Raw genomic sequence first — 20,144 nt, 5'->3', positions numbered from 1 at the left:
CCGGAGGCTCCTTATGGCTGAGATCCTGTTGTTCCATCACGCACAGGGGCTGACCCCCGGTGTGCGCTCGTTTGCCGGCGATATCAGGGCAGCCGGTCACATCGTGCACACGCCTGATCTGTTTGACGGGCGCTCATTCCCAAGCATCGAAGCGGGGATCGCCTATATTGGCGAGATCGGATTCGACGCCATGCGGGAGCGCGGCGTGCGCGTCGCCGACGAATTGCCGCCCACGCTCATCTATGCCGGGTTCTCGTTCGGAGTGCTGCCGGCGCAGAAGCTGGCGCAGACGCGGCCCGGCGCCCGCGGGGCTCTGCTCTTCTACTCCTGCCTGCCGATCAGCGGCGAGTGGGCCTTCGGGCCCTGGCCGGACGGCGTCGCTGTGCAGATCCACGGCATGGACAACGATCCGATTTTTGTCGGCGAGGGCGACATCGACGCCGCCCGCGAGATCGTGGAGAAGGTCGAGGACGCGGAGCTTTTCCTGTACCCAGGCGATCAGCATTACTTCGCCGACAGCTCGCTGCCGTCCTATGATGCGGATGCGACCGCGCTGCTCACCCTCCGCGTGGTCGAGTTCCTGAATCGCGTCTGATCCAGACATTCCGGCCCGGATCGGACTATTCGGACGCCACACAGAAATTGTTGCCTTCGGGATCATTCAAGACCGTGTAGCCATCCGCTTCTCGGACGAAGGTCGCTCCGAGGGATAAAAGCCGTTCTACCTCCCTGGCCCGATCGGGGGTGGCAATATCGAGATGAAGCCGGTTGCGGGCCGGACGCTCCCCCTGACGAAGGTGGAAGCACAGGCGGGTTCCGGGACCTTCGACCATCACGGTCGGGTCAGTCTCGGGTGTCAATCCGAGAGCGGCAAGGCGGGCCAGCTCTTCGTCGTCATATGGCATCACGTCGTAGCCATCGAGCGCCTCCGCCCAGAACCGGGCGACACGCGAGGGAATATTGCAATCGATGACAATTTCTTTCAGCCTTGCCATGGAATCCTTCAAGAATTGTTGGGCCGGCGACGGCAAACGCGTTCGACGAGCGCGCCACCGACGGCCGGCAGCAATGCGAAAAGTATGAGCTGCGGTGTCTCCGTCAGCGCCAACAGGCCAGACATGAGGAAGACGACCAATAATCCTGCCAGCACCCCGGCTACATAGGGCAGATAATCCCTTCAAGAAAGCCTCCGTCTTGTGCTGATCTCAAACAGAAGGGGCATCATTGGCTTGAGATAGAGATATTTGCTGTATCGGCAATTGCTCACGCCGACCGATCGGCATACGCGGGCTATCACAACATTGGTCAGGGACAGGTCGACCAACGACGTGCACCCGGTGTCCCGATTTTGCAGAAGACGACCGATTTCTTTCGCGCTATGAAGACTGACCGCATATTCCGCCACACCCATACCGAGGTCTTTTATATGGCTTTGAAAATCCTTTTCGTTGGCGGTACTGGCCAGATTTCATATCCATGCGTCCAGCGTGCGGTTGCTGAGGGTCATCATGTCAGCGTCTATAACCGCAGTTTGAGAGGCGACCCTTTGCCTGCGGGGGTTACCTCGATCGTCGGCGATCTCGCGGCACCCGCCTATGCGGACTTGGCCAAGGCCAATTATGACGTCGTGTGCCAGTTCATTGCCTTTACGCCCGATCAAGTCGGGCGTGACATCGATGTGTTTGCCGGGCACTGCGGCCAGTACATCTTCATCTCTTCGGCTTCGGTCTATGAAAAGCCGCCGCGCCACTATGTGATTACCGAGCAGACACCGGCGATCAACCCCTACTGGCGCTATAGCCAGGACAAGATTGCCTGCGAGACGCTGCTCAAGAATTCCGAGAAACTCGCCTGGACCATCGTCCGCCCCAGTCACACTGTTCGCACCGGCCTGCCCATCATGATGGGCGACAGCGATGTCATGGCGAGACGCATGCTGGATGGTGAGCCCACCATCGTGGCCGGCGATGGCCACACGCCCTGGACACTGACCCGTTCGGTTGATTTTGCGGTGCCCTTTGTCGGGCTTTTCGGCAAGCCGGCGGCGTTGAACGAGATCTTCCACATCACCTCCGATCGCGCTCACATCTGGGACGATATTCAAAAGACGATCGCCAGATTGTTGGGCGTCGAGGCCAAGATCGTACACGTGCCGACGGACACCCTGGTCCGGTACAATCCGGATTGGGTTGGGCCGCTGCGTGGCGACAAGGCATGGTCGGCGATCTTTGACAATTCAAAGGTCAAAAGCGTGGCGGGCGACTTCACCTGCGCCGAGAGCCTTGATGAAATTCTGGCGGAGCCGATCATGCATCTCAAGCAGCGCCTGGCCAAGAACCGCCCGCCAAGGGGCGATCTTGATGCTTTGGTCGATCGGATTTGCGCGGCACAAAGCGCTCTCGGCTAGGCAGGCTCTCGTAGAACAACTTTCCGAAAGAGACGACGCAGACGGTCGTGCCTGCGCTGATTACCGGACTTGCGATGTCGCCGATTTCGACAGCCTGTCGGGTTGGCTGGAAAACAACCATACCGACCTCAACGCGGATTGAGACTTGTGGCTGGTGATCGAAGGGTCGAACGAGGGTATCACGGCATGCCGCTCACAAAAATCCCAGCCTAAAACGCGTCCTAAAACATGATGGAGGTCGCGCCGGCTGAGGATCTCGGCAATGATGGCCATCCACTCGCCCCTCCGATCCTATCAGGCCATGCTGTTCATTCCGCTTCCCTTCGTCGTTGCCCTTCTGCTGCTCGTCCTCTTCGTCACCGTCCTCAGGCGCGACGAGGAGGCGCAGCCCAATCGGCCGTTTCTGGCACTGATCCTGCTCGCCGTGCTGCAATCCGTCCTCTCCGGTCTGCGCTGGGGGTATGGGGTGCAGGCGGTGGGTGTGATTGCGCCCGTCACCGCGGCGATGGTGCCGCCGCTTGCCTATGCCGGGGTTTCCAGGCTGGTGAGGACGAGCCGGCAGCCGCTGGCGGCGCGGATTGCGCTGCATGCCGTGCCTGCCGCCGTCATCCTCTTGTTGGTGGTGCTCCGGCGGGATGTGATCGATATTGCGCTGGTGCTTGTTTTCGTCGGTTATGCCCTGGCGATCCTGCTTCTGATGCGGCCGGGCGCCGATGCGCTTCGGCTTGCGCCCTTCGAGGGAGCGGTGCCGGCCTACCGGGCAATCATCTTCGCGGCGGTGGCGCTGTGTCTGTCGGCTTCTGTCGATATCTTCGTCTTTCTCGATTTCACATGGGCGCATGGCGAACATGCGCTGACGCTGATCAGCGTCAGCAACCTCGCGGTCCTCGTCATCCTCGGCATTGCGGCAGCCGCCGCCAGCCGAAGCCGGGCGCCGGCCGAGACGGTGGAGGCGGTGCTGAAATCCGAAACGACCGAGGACAAGGAGACGATCGCCACGGTCGATGCGCTGATGGAGGCAAAAAAACTCTATCGTGATGCCAATCTCAATCTCGACCGGCTGGCCCGCAAGGCCGGTATTCCCGCCCGCCAGATCTCGACGGCGATCAACCGGGCGATGGACAAGAACGTCTCGCAATATGTCAATGACTACAGGATCGGCGAGGCCTGCCGGCTGCTTGCCGCGACCCAGAAATCGGTGACCGAGGTGATGTTCGAGGTCGGCTTCCAGACCAAGTCCAATTTCAACCGCGAATTCCGCCGGGTTACGGATATGACGCCGGTTGCCTGGCGTGAGAGGAAGGGAGGATCCGGCGTCTCTTCGGCTTTGCCCTGAAGTGACGCCTATCCTCTCTCCAGCCTGATCCTGAGGCGCCCCGTAGGGGCCTCGAAGGACGGGGCTGGCCACCGGCGCTTTATCCAGCCAGTCTGCACCCACGCAATCACCCGCCCTCGTGGTTCGAGACGGCCCTTCGGGCCTCCTCACCATGAGGGCTGACCCGGGGTGCCTTGCCGCACAGAGCGATCGATGTACCTCGCCGCAATCTTGCGGTTGGCTATGCGTCGACTTCCTGCACCCGCATTCCAAGCCGCCATCTCCCTCCAGTCTCAGGATGAGCGCTGGTCGAAGCTGTGGGGGGATTGCCGCGGCCACGTACACAATCGCGATCGAGGACTGTCAGAAACGCGTTCGAGGTCGCTGTTTTGCTGCCGTTGGTCATTCTGGCGGCATGAACACGACATCAGAACATGACCGAGACCTTGCCGCCAAGCTGAGATCGCTTTCGATCAGGCCCGCGGCTTTCAAGACAGAGCCGCCGGAGCCCCGTGCCCAACGGTGGGTGATCCCTGGAGCAATGCTGGCCCTTGCTGCGACGGCATCGCTGGCGGCGGTTCTTTTCTATCGGTCGGAGCCGCTGGAACGCATCGAGACCATGCTTGCGGGCTTTGCAAACAGCGACCCTGCGATATCTGTTCGTGAACCGGAGGCGCCGGCCAAGGGCGGCGCTGCTGCCGAGCGCGGGCGGGCGTTGCCTGCCGATGAAGCAGCGAACCCGGCCTTGCCGGCACGGGAAGTCACCGGCTCCGGCTACGTCGTGGCCCCCGATATCGCCACCATTTTCTCCAAATATGAAGGTCGGATCGTCGCCGTCGAGGTTGAGGCGGGCGACAGGGTCGTAACGGGTCAGGTGCTGGTGCGGCTCGATGATGCCGGCGCCCGCTTTGCGCTTCAAGGCGCCGAGATCGCCCGGCAATCGGCGGAGCTGGAGCTGGCGGCGAAGACTATTGAATTGGCGCAGGCGCGGTCTTCCCTCACGCGCGCAGAGCGGCTGGCCGGGCGCGATGCGATGTCGGCGCAGACGCTGGAGGAGGCGAAGACGGCGTTCGACACTGCCGAAAATGCCGTGCTGCGGGCACGGCAGGATGTGGCCAAGGCCGATCTCGATATCGACAGGGCGCGCGAGCAGGTGGAGGCACTGGCCGTCGGGGCGCCGATATCTGGCACCGTGATGCGGCTTACCGCGCGTGTCGGCGACACCGTGCTGTCGCGCGAGGACAGCGTGCGGGAGAATGAAAGCCTGCTTGCGATTGCCGACATGGCGAACATGGTCATCGATGCCGATGTGGCCGAGGCGAATATCGCGTTGATGCGGCCAGGCTTGCGCGGTGAGGCGGTGCTCGACGGCTTTCCCGACCGGCCCTTTGCGGTCGAAGTATCGAAGATCGCGCCGATGATTTCGCGGGAGAAGGGGACGGTGATGCTTCGCCTGTCGCTCTCCTCGCCGCCGCCAGACATACGCCCCGCCATGGCCGCGCGCATCCGCCTTGTGTTGGGTGAGGCCGGGAATACCACAGACCATCAGCAAGGAGCAGAGCGATGACCGACACTCAAGAACCCTATATCGCGCTTCGCGGCGTCAGGAAGGCATTCAGGATCGGCGCGGAGACGATCCCGATCTTTTCCGGGCTCGACCTTTCCATAGCACGCGGCGATTTCGTTGCGGTCATGGGGCCGTCGGGGTCGGGGAAATCGACGTTGCTCAATATGCTTGGTGGTATCGATAGCCCCGACGGAGGGGAAATCAGGGTCGGCCGCAGCCATCTCGAGCAGATGGGCGAGGGTGCGCGGGCGGCGTGGCGGGCGCATAGTATGGGCATCGTCTTCCAGTTCTACAATCTGCTGCCGATGCTGAATGCGGGCGAGAATATCGAGTTGCCGCTGCTGTTGAAGCCGCTCAAGCGGAAGGAGCGGCGGGCGCGCGTCGAGACCGTCATGGATCTGGTCGGGCTTTCGGGGCGGCAGCGGCAGTTTCCATCCAGCATGTCCGGAGGACAGCAGCAGCGTGTCGGCATCGCCCGCGCCATCGTCGGCGATCCCGACCTTTTACTCTGCGATGAACCGACCGGCGATCTCGACCGAAAATCGGCCAATGATATCCTCGAGATGCTGGGCTTTCTCAATCGCGAGCTTCGGAAGACAATCATCATGGTCACGCATGATCCCGAGGCCGCCTCCTTCGCCCGGCGCACGCTGCATCTCAACAAGGGCGAATTCGTCGAGCAGGAGAGGATCGCCCAATGACCTTCTTCCAGCTCATGCGCCGCAATGCCTGGCGCAAGCCGCTCCGGGCAACGCTTCTGATGTTCTCGGTCGGCGTCGCCTTCCTGATCTATGGGCTGACGGCGAGTTTTCTCAGCGGCTCGCAAGGGACGGCCGGGGCGAGCGATACGCTGCTCGGGGTCTTCAACAGATCGGGGCGGGCGCAGCCGCTGCCGCTTGCCTATCTCAACCGGATTGCCGCCGATAGCGATGTTGCCGCCGTCGCCTATATGACGCGCATGCGGGGCTTCGTCGATGTCGAGAAGAATGTCGTGATGACGAGCGCCGTCGATCCGCAGGCAATTGCGGCCGCCAATGGCGTCGAACTCGGGCTGACGCCGCAGCTGATCGCTGCACTGGAAGAGAGCCGTGACCGGGTGCTGGTCGGGCGGGCGCTCGCCGAGGCACAGGGGTGGTCGGTCGGCCAGCGTATCGGCGTCACCAGCCAGCTGACGGGGGAAGACGGCAGCCGCGATTGGAGCTTCGAGATCGCCGGCATCTTCGAAGGGGCCGATGCCAGCACCGACACCTATTTCATGATCGCTCGCTATGATGCCATCAATGCGGGCCGCGCCCTCGGAAAGGATACGGTGGATGCCTTCGTAGTGCGGCCGCGACCGGGCGTTTCATCCGGCGTGCTCGCCGCCCGGATCGACGCGCAGTTTGCGAATTCGGCGGCGCCGACGCGCACGCAATCGGAAAAGCAATTCCTCGAGGCTTTCCTGCGGCAATTCGCCGATGTCGGCTTGATCGTCAGCCTCGTCGTCGGCGCGGCCTTCGTGACCATCCTGATGATCGTGGTCAACACCATGCTCTTTGCGGTGAGGGAACGCAGCTTCGAAATCGGCGTCATGAAGGTGCTCGGCTTTTCCAGGGCGCGGATCATGGCGCTGATCCTCGGCGAGACGCTGTTCGTCTTCGTCGCCGGCGGGGCGGGTGGGCTGGTGCTCGCCAAACTCGCGACGGTCTTGACTGGACCGGAATTCGGCCTCGCCTTCACTATGCCCGTGCTGCTGAAGTCCGTCGCCATCATCGCCGGCCTCGGGCTCGCGACCGGGCTGCTGCCTGCCGCTAACGCCATGCGTCTGCCCATCATCAACGCTTTCAGATCGAGATAGTCCAATGTCATCAGCGCTCAAGCAGATCTTTCTCATGATCAGAGTCAATCTCGGCAGCCTGCCGCGGCGGCTGTGGATATCACTGTCGATGGTGCTGTCGGTCGCCCTCGTGGTGGCGGTGCTTGCGGGTTTTCTCGCCATGGGGCGGGGCTTCGAGGCAGCGCTTCAAGGCGCCGGTTCACCCGGCATCGCCGTCATCCTCGGCGGCGGCACCAACCAAGAGACCGGTTCGGATGTGCCAGCCGAGGCAATCCGCAGCCTGACTGCCATGATCGGCGAGATCGGCGTGGCGCGGAATGCCGCGGGCGGCCTGGCGCTGTCGCGCGAGATCGTTGTTCCCGTCGATGTGGTCAGGGCAAGCGACGGTGCCGAGCAGACCCTGTCGCTACGGGGCATGGACCCGGCGGGGCCTGCCTTGCGCGACCGCGCGGTGCTCTCCGAGGGGCGGCTGTTTTCGCCGGGCGCGCGCGAAATCGTCGTTGGCGGGCGCATCGCCGACGAGTTCTCCGGCTTTGCCGTCGGCGACAAGGTGCGGCTCGGCGCGGTCGACTGGACGGTCGTCGGGCATTTCACGTCAGGCGGCAGCGCCTTCGAATCCGAGATCTGGGCAGATCTGGAGGCTGTGCAATCGGCCTTCGACCGGCAGGGGCAGGTTCAGAGCTTGCGCGTGCGGCTTGCGGGGGGAGGCGGGTTGTCGGCGCTGCGCGAGCATCTCTCCGCATTTCCCGGCGCGCCGCTCACCGCCGTCTCCGAGGCCGATCTTTATGCGGCGCAATCTGAGCACACCAGCAGCCTCATCCGCCTGTTCGGCTGGCCGCTGGCGCTGTTGATGGCGGTCGGCGCGACCGCTGGCGCTTTGAACACGATGATGAGCTCGGTCTCCGACCGCGCGATGGAGATCGCCACGCTGCGCCTGCTCGGCTTCGGCCGGCTGCCGGCCTTCACTGCCACCTGGGCCGAGGCCGTGCTTCTCTCAGTCGCAGGCGTCGCCCTCGGCATCCTCGCCTCATGGCTCGCCTTCAACGGCTGGCAGGCCAGTACGATGGGCGCTAACAATACCAAGATGGCCTTCCAACTCGACGTCACCACCGACGTCGCGCTGACCGCCGGGCTGCTGGGGCTTGCAATCGGCATCATCGGCGGGGCGTTGCCGGCGCTGGCGGCGACACGGCTGCCGTTGACTTCGGCTTTGCGGGCGAGGGGGTAGAGGCTGGCTGTCTAGACCTTCCGGGGGAGTCACATCATCGCGGCGACCGTCCTGATCGGCCCAAAGGATACATCCACAACAGGCGGAGCCTCGCAGCCTCACCTGTGCAGCCCACGGAAACTGTGGCATAACTGAGCCATGGCAATGAATGTCTTGGCGGTCCATCGCGACACGGTCGGGACGGAACAGACGGGGGGCAATTCGCTTGCCGCCGCCTATTCCGTGGGCGTTCTCTGCTGGCTGCTGTCAGCCGGCGTCTATATCGCGGCGAAATGGGTTTCTACCGAGATGCCGCCCTGGGCGCTCTGTTTTTGGCGCGTGCTGATCGCCTTCGCGATCCTGATGCCGATCGTGCGCCGGCATTTCGCCGACATGGTCGCGCTGGTTCGGGCTCGCCCGCTCGAACTGCTTCTCATTGGCGGTGTGGGACTGGCGATCTGCCAGGGCATGATATTTGTCGGACTGGAGCATGCCGATGCCACCACCGCCGGCATCATCATCGCCTTGATTCCGATCATGACCATGATCCTTGCCCGTTTGATGCTGGCCGAGCCGATGGGACGCTGGCAGGTGATCGGATCGATCCTGGCCTTTCTCGGGATCGTGGTCATCATCATCAAGGGCAGTCCGGCAGCGCTGATGCGGCTCGACTTCAACCCGGGTGAACTGTGGATCGTCGCCGGCGCGTTCTGTTTCAGTCTCTATACCGTCCTGCTCCGCCGCGCGAAATTCGATATGAATCGCCTTGCGCTCCTGGTGCTGCTGCTCGGTGCGGCAGTGCTGACGGCGCTGCCCTTCTACCTGTTCGAGCTATTCTCAGACGAGCGCTCGACGCTCAACGGCAGCGGGCTCATCGCGCTCGCCTATGTCGCGATCCCCGGCGGGGCGGTCATGTACTACCTCTTCAATCGCAGCATCGAGGCACTGGGCGCGGCTCGGGCGGGCGTTCTCCTCTACATTCAGACCATCTTCATCGCCGTGCTCGCCTATCTGATCCTCGGCGAGCAGTTGCGACGCTATCACCTCGAAGGCGCGGCACTCATCATCGCCGGCTTGCTTCTCATCATCCTGCTGAAGCCGAAGATCAAGGCCGAAGCGGCTACTGCATAATTCCTTAAATCGGGATCGATTTAAGGACAAAATTATGCAGCAATTCGACGTGCTAAAGCGTACTTTGCGCGTCTGAAAAGACGCGCGGCGCTGTAGGGCCTGAGGTCTCCCGATCACTGCGACATGGTTGCCGCTGACCTCGGCTTTGAGGGCGAGGGGGTAGGGTTTCACCTTGGAGTGCGCCTATCGCTTATGCTCAAGGCGTTCGTCGCTGGCGCTCCTCACCCCCTGAGCGCAAGCGGAAGGCAGGAATCACATGGCGCACAGACCGAAGGCGACGTACGCCTCGCGCAAACACGCCGTGATTTATTCACCTCGAAGTCGCCGATTCCTCGGCCCAAGTTGTACCTTTCGTAACTCCAGCTGACGCCGAGGCAATTGCCTGTGGAATGAGGCTCGCGAACCCGCCCGCTGCCCCATTGACAACATCTTATCGCCTTCTTGCCGTGGCCGGTTTGCCCCTGCCGCATCCGATCGGCCGATCCTGGACGATCCCGGCGGCGACATAGCGATCCGACGAACAGGGCAACATGGCGATATGACAGTCTACTATGTGAACTCAGCGAGTGGCTCCGACCGCAACAGCGGAACGGGCCAGACATCGGCTTTTGCGACTTTGTCCAAAGTGGAATCCTTGAAGCTGAAACCCGGCGACAGCGTGCTTCTTGCCAAGGGGAGCGTGTTCAACGAGCAGTTCGATATCAAATATTCCGGCACCGAGAGTGCGCCGATCAAGATCGGCAGTTACGGGACGGGTGCTGCACCCGTCATTCACAGCAGCGGCGACGGCATCCACAGTCTCTATGCCTCGAACATCGTCATCGAGAACCTGAAGATATCGAATACCGGAGGTGCGGGCATTTATGGCGGCAGTGTCACGAACTGGACGGTCCGCGACGTCGAGATCGCCAAGACGGGATTGTCGGAAAACGCAGGTGCCGTCACCTTCCGGAGCAGCAAGAACGTCACGGTCGAAGACAGCACGATATCGGGCGTCAAAGGCGACGGCTTCTGGATCGAGAAGGTCAACGGCATCAAGATTCTCAACAACACCGTCACCAACGCCCACGGCGCGACGGCCGATGCCGTGCAGGTGAACGACAGCAGCAACATTCTGATCCGCGGCAATCATCTCGATCAGACCCATGCCGATAGTCCGAAGGGCGTCATCGCGCTCGTCAGGCCGGTGAATGCCGTGGTCGAGGACAATGTGCTCACCGGCGGTGGCTTCGGCATCAGCGCGCAGGCCGGCAAGAACATCGCCATCCGCGACAACGACATATCGGGATTTCACGGCTACAGCTGGTCCTTCGCCGTCGGTCTCGGCGACGCGGGCAACACCAGAGACTACGATGTCGCGGGCAACCACATCCATGACGGCGCCTGGGGCGTGGTCATCACCGCCGCTGGCAGCCCGAGCTATGTCCGCACGAATATCAAGGTCCACGACAATGTCTTCGACGACCTCTCACAGGCGGCGTTAAAGGTCGACAGGCCGGCATCCGGCTCCTTTTCCAACAATACGATCGAGACCGGCACCAAGGCCACCAGCATATCGCCTTCCATTGCCGACGCGCACACCTTCTCCGTCAGCAACAACCATACGGTCGCCAATGTCGAGACGGCGCTGGCAAGCCCGGTTGCCAAGACCGCCGCAGTCACGGAGGCCTCTGCGGATCCGGCGGTTGTCGCCGTCCATGACAATTTGAAGATCCTGACAGATACGGGTGCTGCCCATCACGGCAATCTCCTCGAAAACGACAGCTCGGACAACGACACCCTGGTGCTGCGCCGATTCGGGGGCGAAACCGTCGGCAAGCACGGCCTGACGCTGACCGGGGAATACGGTGACATCCACGTGGACCGGGAAGGCAACTATGCCTACACGCTCGATGAAACGAAGCTCCCTGACCATAGCGGACATGTGAGCGAGTCGTTCACCTACGGGATCAACGATGGAACCCCGCATCACAGCGACGGCGATACGCTGACCGTCTTCATCCATCTGGATGGCTTGCTGAGCTGAGGTGAGCGTGCCTCGGCACTACGCTGGGGAGGCTGCTTCCGGGGAAGACTCCCTGGGGAAGCGTTGCTCCTGCCACCAAATGGCTGCGCAGCGCTCCTCATCCGGCTGCCGCCGGGTGAGGCTAAGGGGCATGCCACGCGGCCTCAACCTTTCTGGCTTGCGACTGACCTGAAACAGGACGCTGCTCCTCCCACGACCATTCGTCGCCGAGGCGTACGATACCGTTCGTTCACCTTTCGGTCGTTGTTGTGTGGATTGTTTACGTATAAGTTGTAATCTCGAGGATGCAGCCACCGCCAGGCGCTTCTCGGGACGAAGGCAGGCCCACAGGGTCTACCAACCGCCGTGAAGGCAATATCGAAGACCCTCTTGAACATGGCCTTTAGCCCCGACCGCATCCGATCCACGCGTCGCAGCCGATCCAGACGGCTGCGCGGCAATTCGAGAACATGGCGATATGGCAATCTATTATGTGAATCCGGCAATAGGCTCCAACGGCAACAGTGGAACGAGCGAGGACACGCCGTTTTCATCGTTCTGGGCGGTGGAAAACTTGAAGCTGCAGCCGGGCGACAGCGTGCTGCTCGCCGCCGGAAGCGTGTTCAACGACCAGCTCGATCTGAAATATTCCGGCACAGTGAATGCCCCGATCACCATCGGCAGTTACGGGGTCGGCGATGCGCCAGTCATCCATAGCCCCGGCGACGGCATCCACAGCCTCTATGCATCGAACATCGTCATAGAAAATATCAAGATATCGGATACCGGCGGCGCAGCGATCTATGGCGGCTCTGTTTCGAACTGGACCGTGCGCAATGTCGAGGTCGATCATACCGGACTGGCGGGCAAGTCAGGTTCCGTCACGTTCAGGACCGGTTCGAACATCACCATCGAAAACAGCACGATCAACGACGTGAACGGCGACGGCGTCTGGATCGAAAAAGTCAACGGCGTGAATTTTCTCAACAACACCGTCACCAACGCCCACGGCACCGCGGCAGATGCCGTCCAGATGAATGACAGCAGCAACATCGTGATCAGCGGCAATTACCTCGACCAGACGGGCGCCGCTACGCCGAAGGGTGTCATCGCGCTCGTTCGGCCCGTAAATGCCTTGGTCGAGGACAACGCGATAATCGGTGGCGGCTTCGGGATCGGCGCGCAAGCGGGCACCAACGTCGCTATTCACGACAACGATATTTCAGGTTATGGCGGCTACAGCTGGTCCTACGCCATCGGTCTCGGCGATCAGGGTGATACGCGAGACTACGATATATCAGGCAATTACATCCATGACGGCGTATGGGGCGTGGCGGTCAGTGCCGCCGGCACGACCAGTTACGTTCGCGAAGATATCAATATCTACGGCAACGTTTTCGATGACCTGTCCTCAGCCGCGCTCAAGGTCGACAGACCGGCATCCGGCTCCTTCCACGACAATGTCATCGCCAGCGATGTCACGCCCTACAGCATATCGCCTGCCATCATCGCCGCGAACACCTTTCCGGTCAGCAACAATACGACGCTCGACGAAGCCCAGGCGACGTTGCTTGCGAGCAGCGATAGTCTCGCGGTCGGCGATACGACGCATACGGACACGGCGCCTGCGCTTGTTGCAACCCATGACAGCCTGAAAATCTCGTCCGACCTGGACGCTGGCCATTACGGCAATCTCCTTGAAAACGACAGCTCGGCCAATGGCACCCTGCTGCTTCGCCGCTTCGAGGGCGAATACGTCGACAAGGACGGCGTGACGCTCACCGGCCAATACGGCACCATCCATGTTGATCGTGATGGCGATTACACCTATACGGCCGACGCCGCGAAACTCGCCGGGCTTAGCGGAGACGTGAGCGACACCTTCCACTACAAGATCTCCGATGGGACTTCGCTACATTTCGACACGGATACGTTGAGCGTCTCCATCCATGTGGATGACTTGCTGAGCTGATAGGGACGCCGGCAGCAGACGGCTTGCATCATCGCGGCGGCAGTCCGCCCTGCACTTGCGAAGTCTCATTGATCGCCGAGCAAGATCCTGATGACGTCCACTTCGATTTCCGCGCAGATGATCTCATATTCGGCGATGATCGCGGGATCGGCCGATTTATCCCGGCGCATGCGATCGAGGACAGTGCAGGCTTCGCCGTAGGCGCCGCATAATTCGTAAAAATGGGGCTGGCTCGCCGCGGCTGTTCTGATCGTTGCCCGCGTCGCAGGGAGTCGCATCATCAGCCTGGCCAGCCCCTGTTCTGCGGCTTGCCGGGTGAGGTGGGCTACGCCTTCTTTCCTGACCATGCCGTCATTCCTCGCTGCCTGTGCTTTCCGATCCAAGGGGGTACGCAATACTGATCCCCTGACTAGTACGCAGGAATGCTGCATCTGGTTTCATGCCGGATGAAGGATTAGTGGCGTACTGCCGCAAACAGCCGGTGCTACCAGCGCAGGAGGCGGGGGCCGAGCAGCGCGCCGATTGCGCCGGTCAGCAGGATTCCGAGCGAATACCAGAGGGTGACGAAGGGCAGGCCGTTTTCCGTGCAAAACCAGGAATAGACCCAGGCGCCGGATGCGCCGGCGGCAATGCCGGCGATGAAACCGGTCACTCCGAGGTTGCTCGGCGCGCCGCCACGCAGCACCCAGGTATTTGCGATCAGGATCGGCATGGCGAAGGCAAAGATCAGCAGCGGGCAATGCAGGGCGGAGGAGCCGAGCACCAGCACGGGGTAGCTTGCGGCCGGCGACAAAGCGAGCTGAATGACCGCCATGACGGCGAGGGCGAGTATGATGGCCGCGGCAAGCCCGAAAAAGCGGCCCTCCGAGCCATCCGGCCGGGACAGGCGGTAAACGGCTGCGAAGGCGGCGATTGCAAGCAAGCCATTGTAGGCGGACTTGATCCAGAAGACCGGCAGCATCAGCGCCTGCGCCATATCGGTGCGAAGGCCGAGGAGGATAAGCATCAGCAGCAGCGAGACTGCCAAGGCCGGCAGGATGGCAAGCGCGAAGCGGCGTTCGAGCGCATGTCTCGGCACCGGCTTCAGATCCCGGACAAGGCTGTCGATCACGTCCTCAGTCTCTCTCACATCCCACCTCGCAATCTTGCCGCCAGCGCCCTGATGCCCCTGTGTACGCCGACCTTGACCGCCGATTCCGACTGTCCGGTGCGGCTTGCCGTATCTGCCACCGACTGCCCCTCGAGCTTGACCTGACGGATCAGCTCCTGCTGGAGCTGCGGCAGGCCGCTCAACAGCCGTTCGACATCCATGCGCGCTGCAATCGCATCCTCCCTGAAGTCGTCTTCGATCTCCTCGTCCAGCTCCATTTCCGCCTTGTACCGGCCGCCATGCTTCCGGTGGTGGTCGATCAGCTTGTAGCGGGCAATCGAGAAGAACCACGCGGTGAACGGTCGCTCCCTGTCATAGGTCGCCCGGCGCGAATGCAGCGCCAGCAACGTCTCCTGCACGAGATCTTCCGTGTCGGATTTCGCGGTGGTGCCGATACGTCCGCCGTAATAACCGACGAGCAGGGTCCGCAACGTCACGAGCAGACGCCGATAGGCTGCCTCGTCCCCGTCTAGGGAAAGAAGCATCAGCATCTTCAGTGCTTGTTCCGAATGGGCGCTCGTCATGTCGTCTGCAATGTTATTCGCGTGGGAGACGCTTTGGTTACAGGCAGGTTCAAAAATCTTCCGGCGGCAATTCAAAGTGTACAGCGTCCTTTGCGCGTCTCCAAAAGACGCGCGGCGCTGTAGCGCTATCACATAAGCGTGAGGCTGTAACCGCCTTCGCAAGAGGATCGAATTCAGGACTGTGAGCCGTCGGTGGGTGCCGGCGGACATGTCAAAACGATCCGAGGAGACCCTCATGACCAAGATCCTTTCCAGCCTTGCCGCCTGCACCTTCGTCATTGGCCTGTCGCTTGCCGGCGTCGCCAACGCCCAGAGCAGCGATGCCATGAAGAAAGACAGCATGAAGACCGACACGATGTCGAAGGACGCCATGTCCAAGGACGCAATGTCGAAGGACGCAATGAAGAAGGACACCATGGCGACCGGCAGCACCAAGGCCGACTGCATGCACAATGCCGGCATGGAGAAGGACACGATGAAGAAGGACACAATGACGAAGGCCTGCGACGCGATGAAGTAAGCTTTGGCCGCGGCCGCTGAAACTATTTGGCTGGCGGCCGCGTCCTTTCTCGCTAAGACCTTTCATGTCGATCCGGAGGAATTACCATGGCCACGACCGATGCCGGCATGACGAGCGGAGGCACGCTCTTCTACCGCCATGGCCTGCTGGTGCGCCTGTCGCACTGGGTAAACGTGCTGTGCATGACGGTGCTGCTGTACAGCGGCCTGCAGATATTCAATGCCCATCCGGCGCTCTATTGGGGCCAGTACGGCGCCGACGACGATCCGTCCTTCATTTCCATGGAGGCGGAGCAGGAAGGCAATGCGCTGAAGGGCGTGACGCGCATCGGCGGATTGACCCTCGACACGACGGGCATTCTCGGGGTTTCGAATGTCGGCGGCGAGGCTGCAGTGCGCGGTTTTCCGAACTGGCTGACCTTGCCGAGCTACCAGGATCTGGCATCGGGCCGGCGCTGGCATTTCTTCTTTGCCTGGCTGTTTGTCATCAACGGCTTCAGTTATCTCGCTTATGGTTTCATCAGTCGGCATTTCCGCCGCGATCTGCTGCCGGCGGCCGGAGAGCTGCAGCCTTCGCATCTCGGCCGTGAGATCGTCAGTCACGCCCGGCTGCGCTTTCCCAAGGGGGCCGAAGCCCGCCACTACAATACGCTGCAGAAACTCGCCTATGTCGCCGTGATCTTCGTGCTGCTGCCGCTGATGATCGGGACCGGGCTTACCATGTCGCCAGGCTTCAATGCGGTTGCGCCCTGGCTGCTCGATCTGTTCGGCGGCCGGCAATCGGCCCGCACGCTGCATTTCCTAACCGCCTTCTCGCTCGTCGCCTTCGTCGCGGTGCATGTGGCGATGGTGCTGGTTTCGGGCGTGTTCAACAATCTGCGCTCGATGATCACCGGTTATTACGACATCGGGCAGGGAGGAAAGTCATGAGCCGCATCATCACCAGACGTCGATTCCTGCTCGGCGCGACGATGACGGCATCGGCGCTGGGACTTGCCGGCTGCGATGCCCTCGTCGAAAACGATCGGACGAAATCGGTGCTGAAGATCGCCGAAGGCTTCAGCATGAAGACGCAGCGCTTCCTGCTCGGCGACGACGCGCTCGCCCGCGAGTTCACCGAAGCCGATATCTCGCCGACCTTCCGCGCCAACGGCACGAGCATGCCGGATAATGCCCGCTATATCGACTGGATGAACCAGCGGTTTTCGGGCTGGAAGCTTGAGGTTGGCGGACTGGTCGACAAGCCGATGCAATTGTCGCTGGCGGAGTTGAAAGCCCTGCCGGCCCGCACGCAGATCACCAGGCATGACTGCGTCGAGGGTTGGAGCGCGATCGGCAAATGGACCGGCGTGCCGCTCGGAGCGCTGCTGCAGGCGGCCGGTTTGAAACCCGAAGCCCGCTACATCGTTTTCCACTGCGCCGACGAATACGAAAAGACGCTCGACGGCAGCGGCTGGTATTACGAAAGCATCGATCTCGTCGATGCGTTCCACCCCCAGACGATCCTTGCCCACACCATGAACGGCCGCGATCTCGAAGTCGCCCATGGCGCACCTCTGAGGCTCCGGGTCGAGCGCCAGCTCGGTTACAAGCAGGCAAAATACCTCACCGGCATCGAAGCCGTCGCCGATCTCGGCCAGCTTTACGGCGGAAATGGCGGCTTCTGGGAGGATCGCGGTTACGAATGGTATGCGGGCATATAATCTCCGACCGACATGCCGACCTTGACGCTTTCCTCGTGTCGGGTTCCACGGCCGGAGAGGTCCTCGTGATCGAGGATGTGGAACCTCGCCGCTGCCCCCGCTCAGGCAGAGAGACCGATGGTGATGGTGGCGGACAGCACGCCGCTATCGAGTTTTTCGAAATCGAAGATGTGATCGGCAGCATCCTCCGGGATGAGGCCGTCCTCGTCGTTGCGCGTATCGCGGGCAGGGCGCCCGAGATAGTCGGGATGCTCACCATAGATGATATCGCTCAGCACATCGTCGAAATAGATCTGGCTGACGAGAAGCTCCTTGCCCTCAACGAGAATGCGGCAATGAACATGCGGCGTGCGGCCCTTGTACCATCCGGGATAGGCCGTCAAAAAGCTTGCCTGCCCCTTGGCATCCGTCAGCTGGCGGCCGCGGAAGGCAAGCCCGCTAATCGCCTCGGCATCGCCGAAGGTGCACATCTCCGCAGCCTCGCGGCCGGAATAGATGCCGCGGTGATCGGTATGCCAGATTTCGATATCGGCATTTTCGACCGGCTGGCAATCTGCCGCGTGGACGATCCGAACGGCCAACCGCAAAGGCAGCCCGGCCTTTCCTTCCGAGACGTCCTGACGGGCCGGGACATTGTTGACATGGCAGGGGCCAAGGGTCTGGGCGACGGTGACGACGCAATTCGGACTGGTGCGGAAGAGCGGCTCGGGCAGCTTCTCCAAGGTAACCGACTTTGTGCCGCCGCTTACGAAATCCGTTCCCTTCCAGTCGAATGTCCTGGCGGCAACAACGACGTGTCGCCGCGGCCAGATCGCCACCGCAGCGACGGATGATGCGACAATGGCCGCACCTCCAAGCACAAGGGTTCGCCTCTTCATCTGTCTTCCTTGCCTCAAGACGCAGGATTTAAGGAGGGTAGGCCAGAAATTCCAATTAAATCTCGGCAATGATCGGCGGAGAGATCATCGGCATCTAATGCCCACCGAGACGGCAGGTGGGTTCCGAAGCGGCCAATCGTATTTGCAGGCGGATTGACGGGAAAGCGTATTCTGCCGATGTTAGCAACTGGACGGTTGCTCCGAGGCGCCCATTGGGCTTCGGTCGCGTAAAATAGCTGTAAAGCATTGAATTACTGGATAATTTTATCCTTGAATCGATTCCGCTTTGAACTATGCGGTAGGCATCCAAAATTCGTTTCCGAGCCAGGGCAGAGGCATATGGAACCAACCCACTTGTTCGAGCTCGTCATCGCGATGTTTCTCGCGATCATCGCGCTGCATTATGCCGCCCACCGGCTCGGGTTGCCGCCGTCCGTCGCGCTGCTGGCCGGTGGTGCTTCGCTGGCGTTTGTGCCGGGGCTGCCGGCGATATAAATTGATCCCGGGCTGGTGCTGGTCATCTTCCTGCCGCCGCTGTTGATGGACGGCGCCTGGTCCATTGCCGCCGGGCGGTTGCGGCGACACGTGATCGGCATCGCCTCGCTTGCCGTCGGCGCGGTGTTCTTCACCTGCGCGGTCGTCGCCGTTGTGGCCCACCTCATCTTTCCGTCGCTTCCCTGGGCAGCTTGCGCCGCACTCGGCGCGATCGTTGCGCCGCCGGATGCGGTTGCGGCGCGTGCCGTGCTGCAGCGCGTCAGGCTGCCGCGGCGGCTTCAGATCCTGCTGGAAGGCGAGAGCCTGCTCAACGATGCGAGCGGCCTGGTGCTCTTCCGTTTTGCCGTTGCCGCTGCCGCAACCGGAGCCTTCAGCGCGGCGGAGGCGGGCGGCAGCTTCCTCGTGCTGGCGCTCGGCGGCGCCGTCGTCGGCATCGTTGTGGGAACGGCGTGGTTCAAGCTCGTCCGGCTTCTCGGCGACGAATATCTCATCATCGCAGCCTCGGTGCTGCTCGGCTGGATTGCCTATCTGCTCGGCGAGCAGCTGCATGTTTCTGGCGTCATCGCCACGGTTACCGCCGGCCTGATCATGAGTTGGCACCAGCACACCGTGCTTTCAGCCGCAATGCGCATGCGCGGCATTTCGTTCTGGACGGTGATGATCTTCCTGATGGAAGCGGCGGTGTTCATCCTGATCGGGCTGTCGCTCCGGGATGTCGTCGAACGCGGCGGCGGCTTTGCCACCGTGATCTCGACCATGGGATTGCCGATGCTGGCGATCCTCGTCGCGCTCGTTCTGGCGCGTTTTGCCTGGGTCTTTGCCTGCGATTTCGTCGTCAGGTTATGCACTGCCCTGGGGTTCACACGCGCCGCGCCGCTCGGCGTCGGCGGCGCCACCGTTCTCAGCTGGGCGGGTGTGCGCGGCGTGGTGACGCTTGCTTTGGCGCTGAGCTTGCCGGAAGGATTTCCCGGCCGCGACTTCATCCTCGTGACGGCCTTCGCCATCATTCTCGGAACCGTGCTCATACAGGGCACGACATTGGGGCGGGTGATTGCCTGGGCGCGGCTGGTGGAGCCGGAGTCGGAAAGAGCGCGCCTGACGATGAGCCAGGCCGAAGCCGCCATGGCGCAGGCGCAGTTCGGGATCGTCCAGAGCCTGGCCTATGACGCGGAAGGAAAACTCATCCACCCGCAATTGCTGGAGCGCTACCAGCGCCGCGCCACGTCGATCATCGACTACGCCGAGAAAACCGAGCAATACATGCCGGTGCTGCATGCGCATTTCGATGTCATTCTCGAAGCGGTTGCCATCGGGCGTCGGGAACTCATCCGGCTCCACCGGGCCGGCGACATCGATGACGAGACGCTACGTGAGCTGGAACGGGATCTCGATCTCGAGGAGCTGAGCGCGATCTCGGCCAAGGCGTGAGGTTCAGCGCCTCGCGCTTTCAGCTTC

18 protein-coding genes and 1 pseudogene are annotated in these 20,144 nt (G+C 61.9%); 14 read left to right on the top strand and 5 right to left on the bottom strand.

All coding sequences use genetic code 11. The annotated features are described in order from the left end of the window. Positions 1–13 precede the first annotated feature (13 nt). Positions 14–595, top strand: coding sequence for a dienelactone hydrolase family protein (locus RLCC275e_RS12995; RefSeq protein WP_033180760.1), 582 nt, complete (start codon positions 14–16; stop codon positions 593–595). A gap of 25 nt (positions 596–620) precedes the next feature. Here the strand turns inward: RLCC275e_RS12995 and RLCC275e_RS12990 are convergent, their stop codons facing one another. Further along, positions 621–995, bottom strand: a complete 375-nt coding sequence (locus tag RLCC275e_RS12990) for a VOC family protein (protein WP_033180759.1) — start codon at positions 993–995, stop codon at positions 621–623. 431 nt (positions 996–1,426) lie between these two features. Here RLCC275e_RS12990 and RLCC275e_RS12985 point away from each other — a divergent pair, with 431 nt between their 5' ends. The 9 genes from RLCC275e_RS12985 to RLCC275e_RS12945 all read left to right on the top strand — a co-directional run bounded on the left by RLCC275e_RS12985 (position 1,427) and on the right by RLCC275e_RS12945 (position 13,420). Continuing rightward, positions 1,427–2,407, top strand: coding sequence for an SDR family oxidoreductase (locus RLCC275e_RS12985; protein WP_033181014.1), 981 nt, complete (start codon positions 1,427–1,429; stop codon positions 2,405–2,407). Between the two features lie 262 nt (positions 2,408–2,669). Next, on the top strand, positions 2,670–3,743 hold the full coding sequence (locus tag RLCC275e_RS12980; RefSeq protein ID WP_082229737.1) for a helix-turn-helix domain-containing protein: 1,074 nt from the start codon (positions 2,670–2,672) through the stop codon (positions 3,741–3,743). Positions 3,744–4,020: 277 nt separating this feature from the next. Further along, on the top strand, positions 4,021–5,289 hold the full coding sequence (locus RLCC275e_RS12975) for an efflux RND transporter periplasmic adaptor subunit (RefSeq protein ID WP_130707756.1): 1,269 nt from the start codon (positions 4,021–4,023) through the stop codon (positions 5,287–5,289). Continuing rightward, entirely contained in the window at positions 5,286–5,990 is a 705-nt protein-coding gene (locus RLCC275e_RS12970; RefSeq protein WP_033180758.1) for an ABC transporter ATP-binding protein, read from the top strand. Before RLCC275e_RS12975 ends, RLCC275e_RS12970 begins: the two co-directional genes overlap by 4 nt. Continuing rightward, entirely contained in the window at positions 5,987–7,126 is a 1,140-nt protein-coding gene (locus RLCC275e_RS12965; RefSeq protein ID WP_033180757.1) for an ABC transporter permease, read from the top strand. Before RLCC275e_RS12970 ends, RLCC275e_RS12965 begins: the two co-directional genes overlap by 4 nt. Before the next feature lie 4 nt (positions 7,127–7,130). Continuing rightward, entirely contained in the window at positions 7,131–8,333 is a 1,203-nt protein-coding gene (locus RLCC275e_RS12960; protein WP_033180756.1) for an ABC transporter permease, read from the top strand. Positions 8,334–8,471: 138 nt separating this feature from the next. Then, the gene (locus tag RLCC275e_RS12955; RefSeq protein ID WP_033180755.1) at positions 8,472–9,443 is read left to right on the top strand and encodes a DMT family transporter; all 972 of its coding nucleotides are present in this window, start codon (positions 8,472–8,474) and stop codon (positions 9,441–9,443) included. 538 nt (positions 9,444–9,981) lie between these two features. Beyond that, positions 9,982–11,469 (top strand): right-handed parallel beta-helix repeat-containing protein, encoded by a 1,488-nt coding sequence (locus RLCC275e_RS12950; protein ID WP_033180753.1) that lies wholly within the window; start codon positions 9,982–9,984, stop codon positions 11,467–11,469. A 457-nt stretch (positions 11,470–11,926) separates the two neighbouring features. Next, positions 11,927–13,420 carry a right-handed parallel beta-helix repeat-containing protein gene (locus tag RLCC275e_RS12945; RefSeq protein ID WP_033180752.1) on the top strand — a complete coding sequence of 498 codons (1,494 nt, stop codon included), beginning with the start codon at positions 11,927–11,929 and terminating at the stop codon, positions 13,418–13,420. A 65-nt stretch (positions 13,421–13,485) separates the two neighbouring features. Here RLCC275e_RS12945 and RLCC275e_RS12940 read toward each other — a convergent pair whose 3' ends face one another. From RLCC275e_RS12940 to RLCC275e_RS12930, 3 genes are all read right to left on the bottom strand, one after another. After that, positions 13,486–13,767, bottom strand: a complete 282-nt coding sequence (locus RLCC275e_RS12940; RefSeq protein ID WP_003560491.1) for a hypothetical protein — start codon at positions 13,765–13,767, stop codon at positions 13,486–13,488. A 137-nt stretch (positions 13,768–13,904) separates the two neighbouring features. Then, positions 13,905–14,549, bottom strand: a complete 645-nt coding sequence (locus RLCC275e_RS12935) for an NrsF family protein (protein WP_033180751.1) — start codon at positions 14,547–14,549, stop codon at positions 13,905–13,907. Further along, positions 14,546–15,094, bottom strand: coding sequence for a sigma-70 family RNA polymerase sigma factor (locus tag RLCC275e_RS12930; RefSeq protein ID WP_033180750.1), 549 nt, complete (start codon positions 15,092–15,094; stop codon positions 14,546–14,548). The genes RLCC275e_RS12935 and RLCC275e_RS12930 overlap by 4 nt, the downstream gene beginning before the upstream one ends. Positions 15,095–15,329: 235 nt before the next feature. On the opposite strand from RLCC275e_RS12930, the gene RLCC275e_RS12925 reads away from it, so the two are divergent. The 3 genes from RLCC275e_RS12925 to RLCC275e_RS12915 all read left to right on the top strand — a co-directional run bounded on the left by RLCC275e_RS12925 (position 15,330) and on the right by RLCC275e_RS12915 (position 17,316). Beyond that, positions 15,330–15,614 (top strand): pentapeptide MXKDX repeat protein, encoded by a 285-nt coding sequence (locus RLCC275e_RS12925; protein ID WP_033180749.1) that lies wholly within the window; start codon positions 15,330–15,332, stop codon positions 15,612–15,614. 86 nt (positions 15,615–15,700) lie between these two features. Then, entirely contained in the window at positions 15,701–16,543 is an 843-nt protein-coding gene (locus tag RLCC275e_RS12920; protein ID WP_033180748.1) for a cytochrome b/b6 domain-containing protein, read from the top strand. Next, a complete protein-coding gene (locus RLCC275e_RS12915; protein WP_033180747.1) occupies positions 16,540–17,316 on the top strand; it encodes a molybdopterin-binding protein in 777 nt (258 codons plus the stop codon). Before RLCC275e_RS12920 ends, RLCC275e_RS12915 begins: the two co-directional genes overlap by 4 nt. Before the next feature lie 101 nt (positions 17,317–17,417). On the opposite strand, the gene RLCC275e_RS12910 is transcribed toward RLCC275e_RS12915, so the two are convergent. After that, the gene (locus RLCC275e_RS12910) at positions 17,418–18,194 is read right to left on the bottom strand and encodes a dioxygenase family protein (protein WP_033180746.1); all 777 of its coding nucleotides are present in this window, start codon (positions 18,192–18,194) and stop codon (positions 17,418–17,420) included. Positions 18,195–18,533: 339 nt separating this feature from the next. On the opposite strand from RLCC275e_RS12910, the pseudogene RLCC275e_RS12905 reads away from it, so the two are divergent. After that, positions 18,534–20,117, top strand: a pseudogene (locus RLCC275e_RS12905) (Na+/H+ antiporter). The last annotated feature ends 27 nt before the right edge of the window (positions 20,118–20,144 follow it).

This window comes from Rhizobium brockwellii (genome assembly GCF_000769405.2).
In the GTDB taxonomy this organism is placed as follows: domain Bacteria; phylum Pseudomonadota; class Alphaproteobacteria; order Rhizobiales; family Rhizobiaceae; genus Rhizobium; species Rhizobium brockwellii.
Note: the sequence above shows the minus strand (reverse complement) of the source record. Positions and strands in the feature narration are given on the sequence as shown.

Excerpts from the sequence above, each read along its gene's own strand:
- RLCC275e_RS12995 (WP_033180760.1), top strand. The coding sequence starts at position 14 with ATGGCTGAGATCCTGTTGTTCCATCACGCACAGGGGCTGACCCCCGGT.
- RLCC275e_RS12990 (WP_033180759.1), bottom strand. The coding sequence starts at position 995 with ATGGCAAGGCTGAAAGAAATTGTCATCGATTGCAATATTCCCTCGCGT.
- RLCC275e_RS12985 (WP_033181014.1), top strand. The coding sequence starts at position 1,427 with ATGGCTTTGAAAATCCTTTTCGTTGGCGGTACTGGCCAGATTTCATAT.
- RLCC275e_RS12980 (WP_082229737.1), top strand. The coding sequence starts at position 2,670 with ATGATGGCCATCCACTCGCCCCTCCGATCCTATCAGGCCATGCTGTTC.
- RLCC275e_RS12975 (WP_130707756.1), top strand. The coding sequence starts at position 4,021 with ATGAGCGCTGGTCGAAGCTGTGGGGGGATTGCCGCGGCCACGTACACA.
- RLCC275e_RS12970 (WP_033180758.1), top strand. The coding sequence starts at position 5,286 with ATGACCGACACTCAAGAACCCTATATCGCGCTTCGCGGCGTCAGGAAG.
- RLCC275e_RS12965 (WP_033180757.1), top strand. The coding sequence starts at position 5,987 with ATGACCTTCTTCCAGCTCATGCGCCGCAATGCCTGGCGCAAGCCGCTC.
- RLCC275e_RS12960 (WP_033180756.1), top strand. The coding sequence starts at position 7,131 with ATGTCATCAGCGCTCAAGCAGATCTTTCTCATGATCAGAGTCAATCTC.
- RLCC275e_RS12955 (WP_033180755.1), top strand. The coding sequence starts at position 8,472 with ATGGCAATGAATGTCTTGGCGGTCCATCGCGACACGGTCGGGACGGAA.
- RLCC275e_RS12950 (WP_033180753.1), top strand. The coding sequence starts at position 9,982 with ATGACAGTCTACTATGTGAACTCAGCGAGTGGCTCCGACCGCAACAGC.
- RLCC275e_RS12945 (WP_033180752.1), top strand. The coding sequence starts at position 11,927 with ATGGCAATCTATTATGTGAATCCGGCAATAGGCTCCAACGGCAACAGT.
- RLCC275e_RS12940 (WP_003560491.1), bottom strand. The coding sequence starts at position 13,767 with ATGGTCAGGAAAGAAGGCGTAGCCCACCTCACCCGGCAAGCCGCAGAA.
- RLCC275e_RS12930 (WP_033180750.1), bottom strand. The coding sequence starts at position 15,094 with ATGACGAGCGCCCATTCGGAACAAGCACTGAAGATGCTGATGCTTCTT.
- RLCC275e_RS12925 (WP_033180749.1), top strand. The coding sequence starts at position 15,330 with ATGACCAAGATCCTTTCCAGCCTTGCCGCCTGCACCTTCGTCATTGGC.
- RLCC275e_RS12920 (WP_033180748.1), top strand. The coding sequence starts at position 15,701 with ATGGCCACGACCGATGCCGGCATGACGAGCGGAGGCACGCTCTTCTAC.
- RLCC275e_RS12915 (WP_033180747.1), top strand. The coding sequence starts at position 16,540 with ATGAGCCGCATCATCACCAGACGTCGATTCCTGCTCGGCGCGACGATG.
- RLCC275e_RS12910 (WP_033180746.1), bottom strand. The coding sequence starts at position 18,194 with ATGAAGAGGCGAACCCTTGTGCTTGGAGGTGCGGCCATTGTCGCATCA.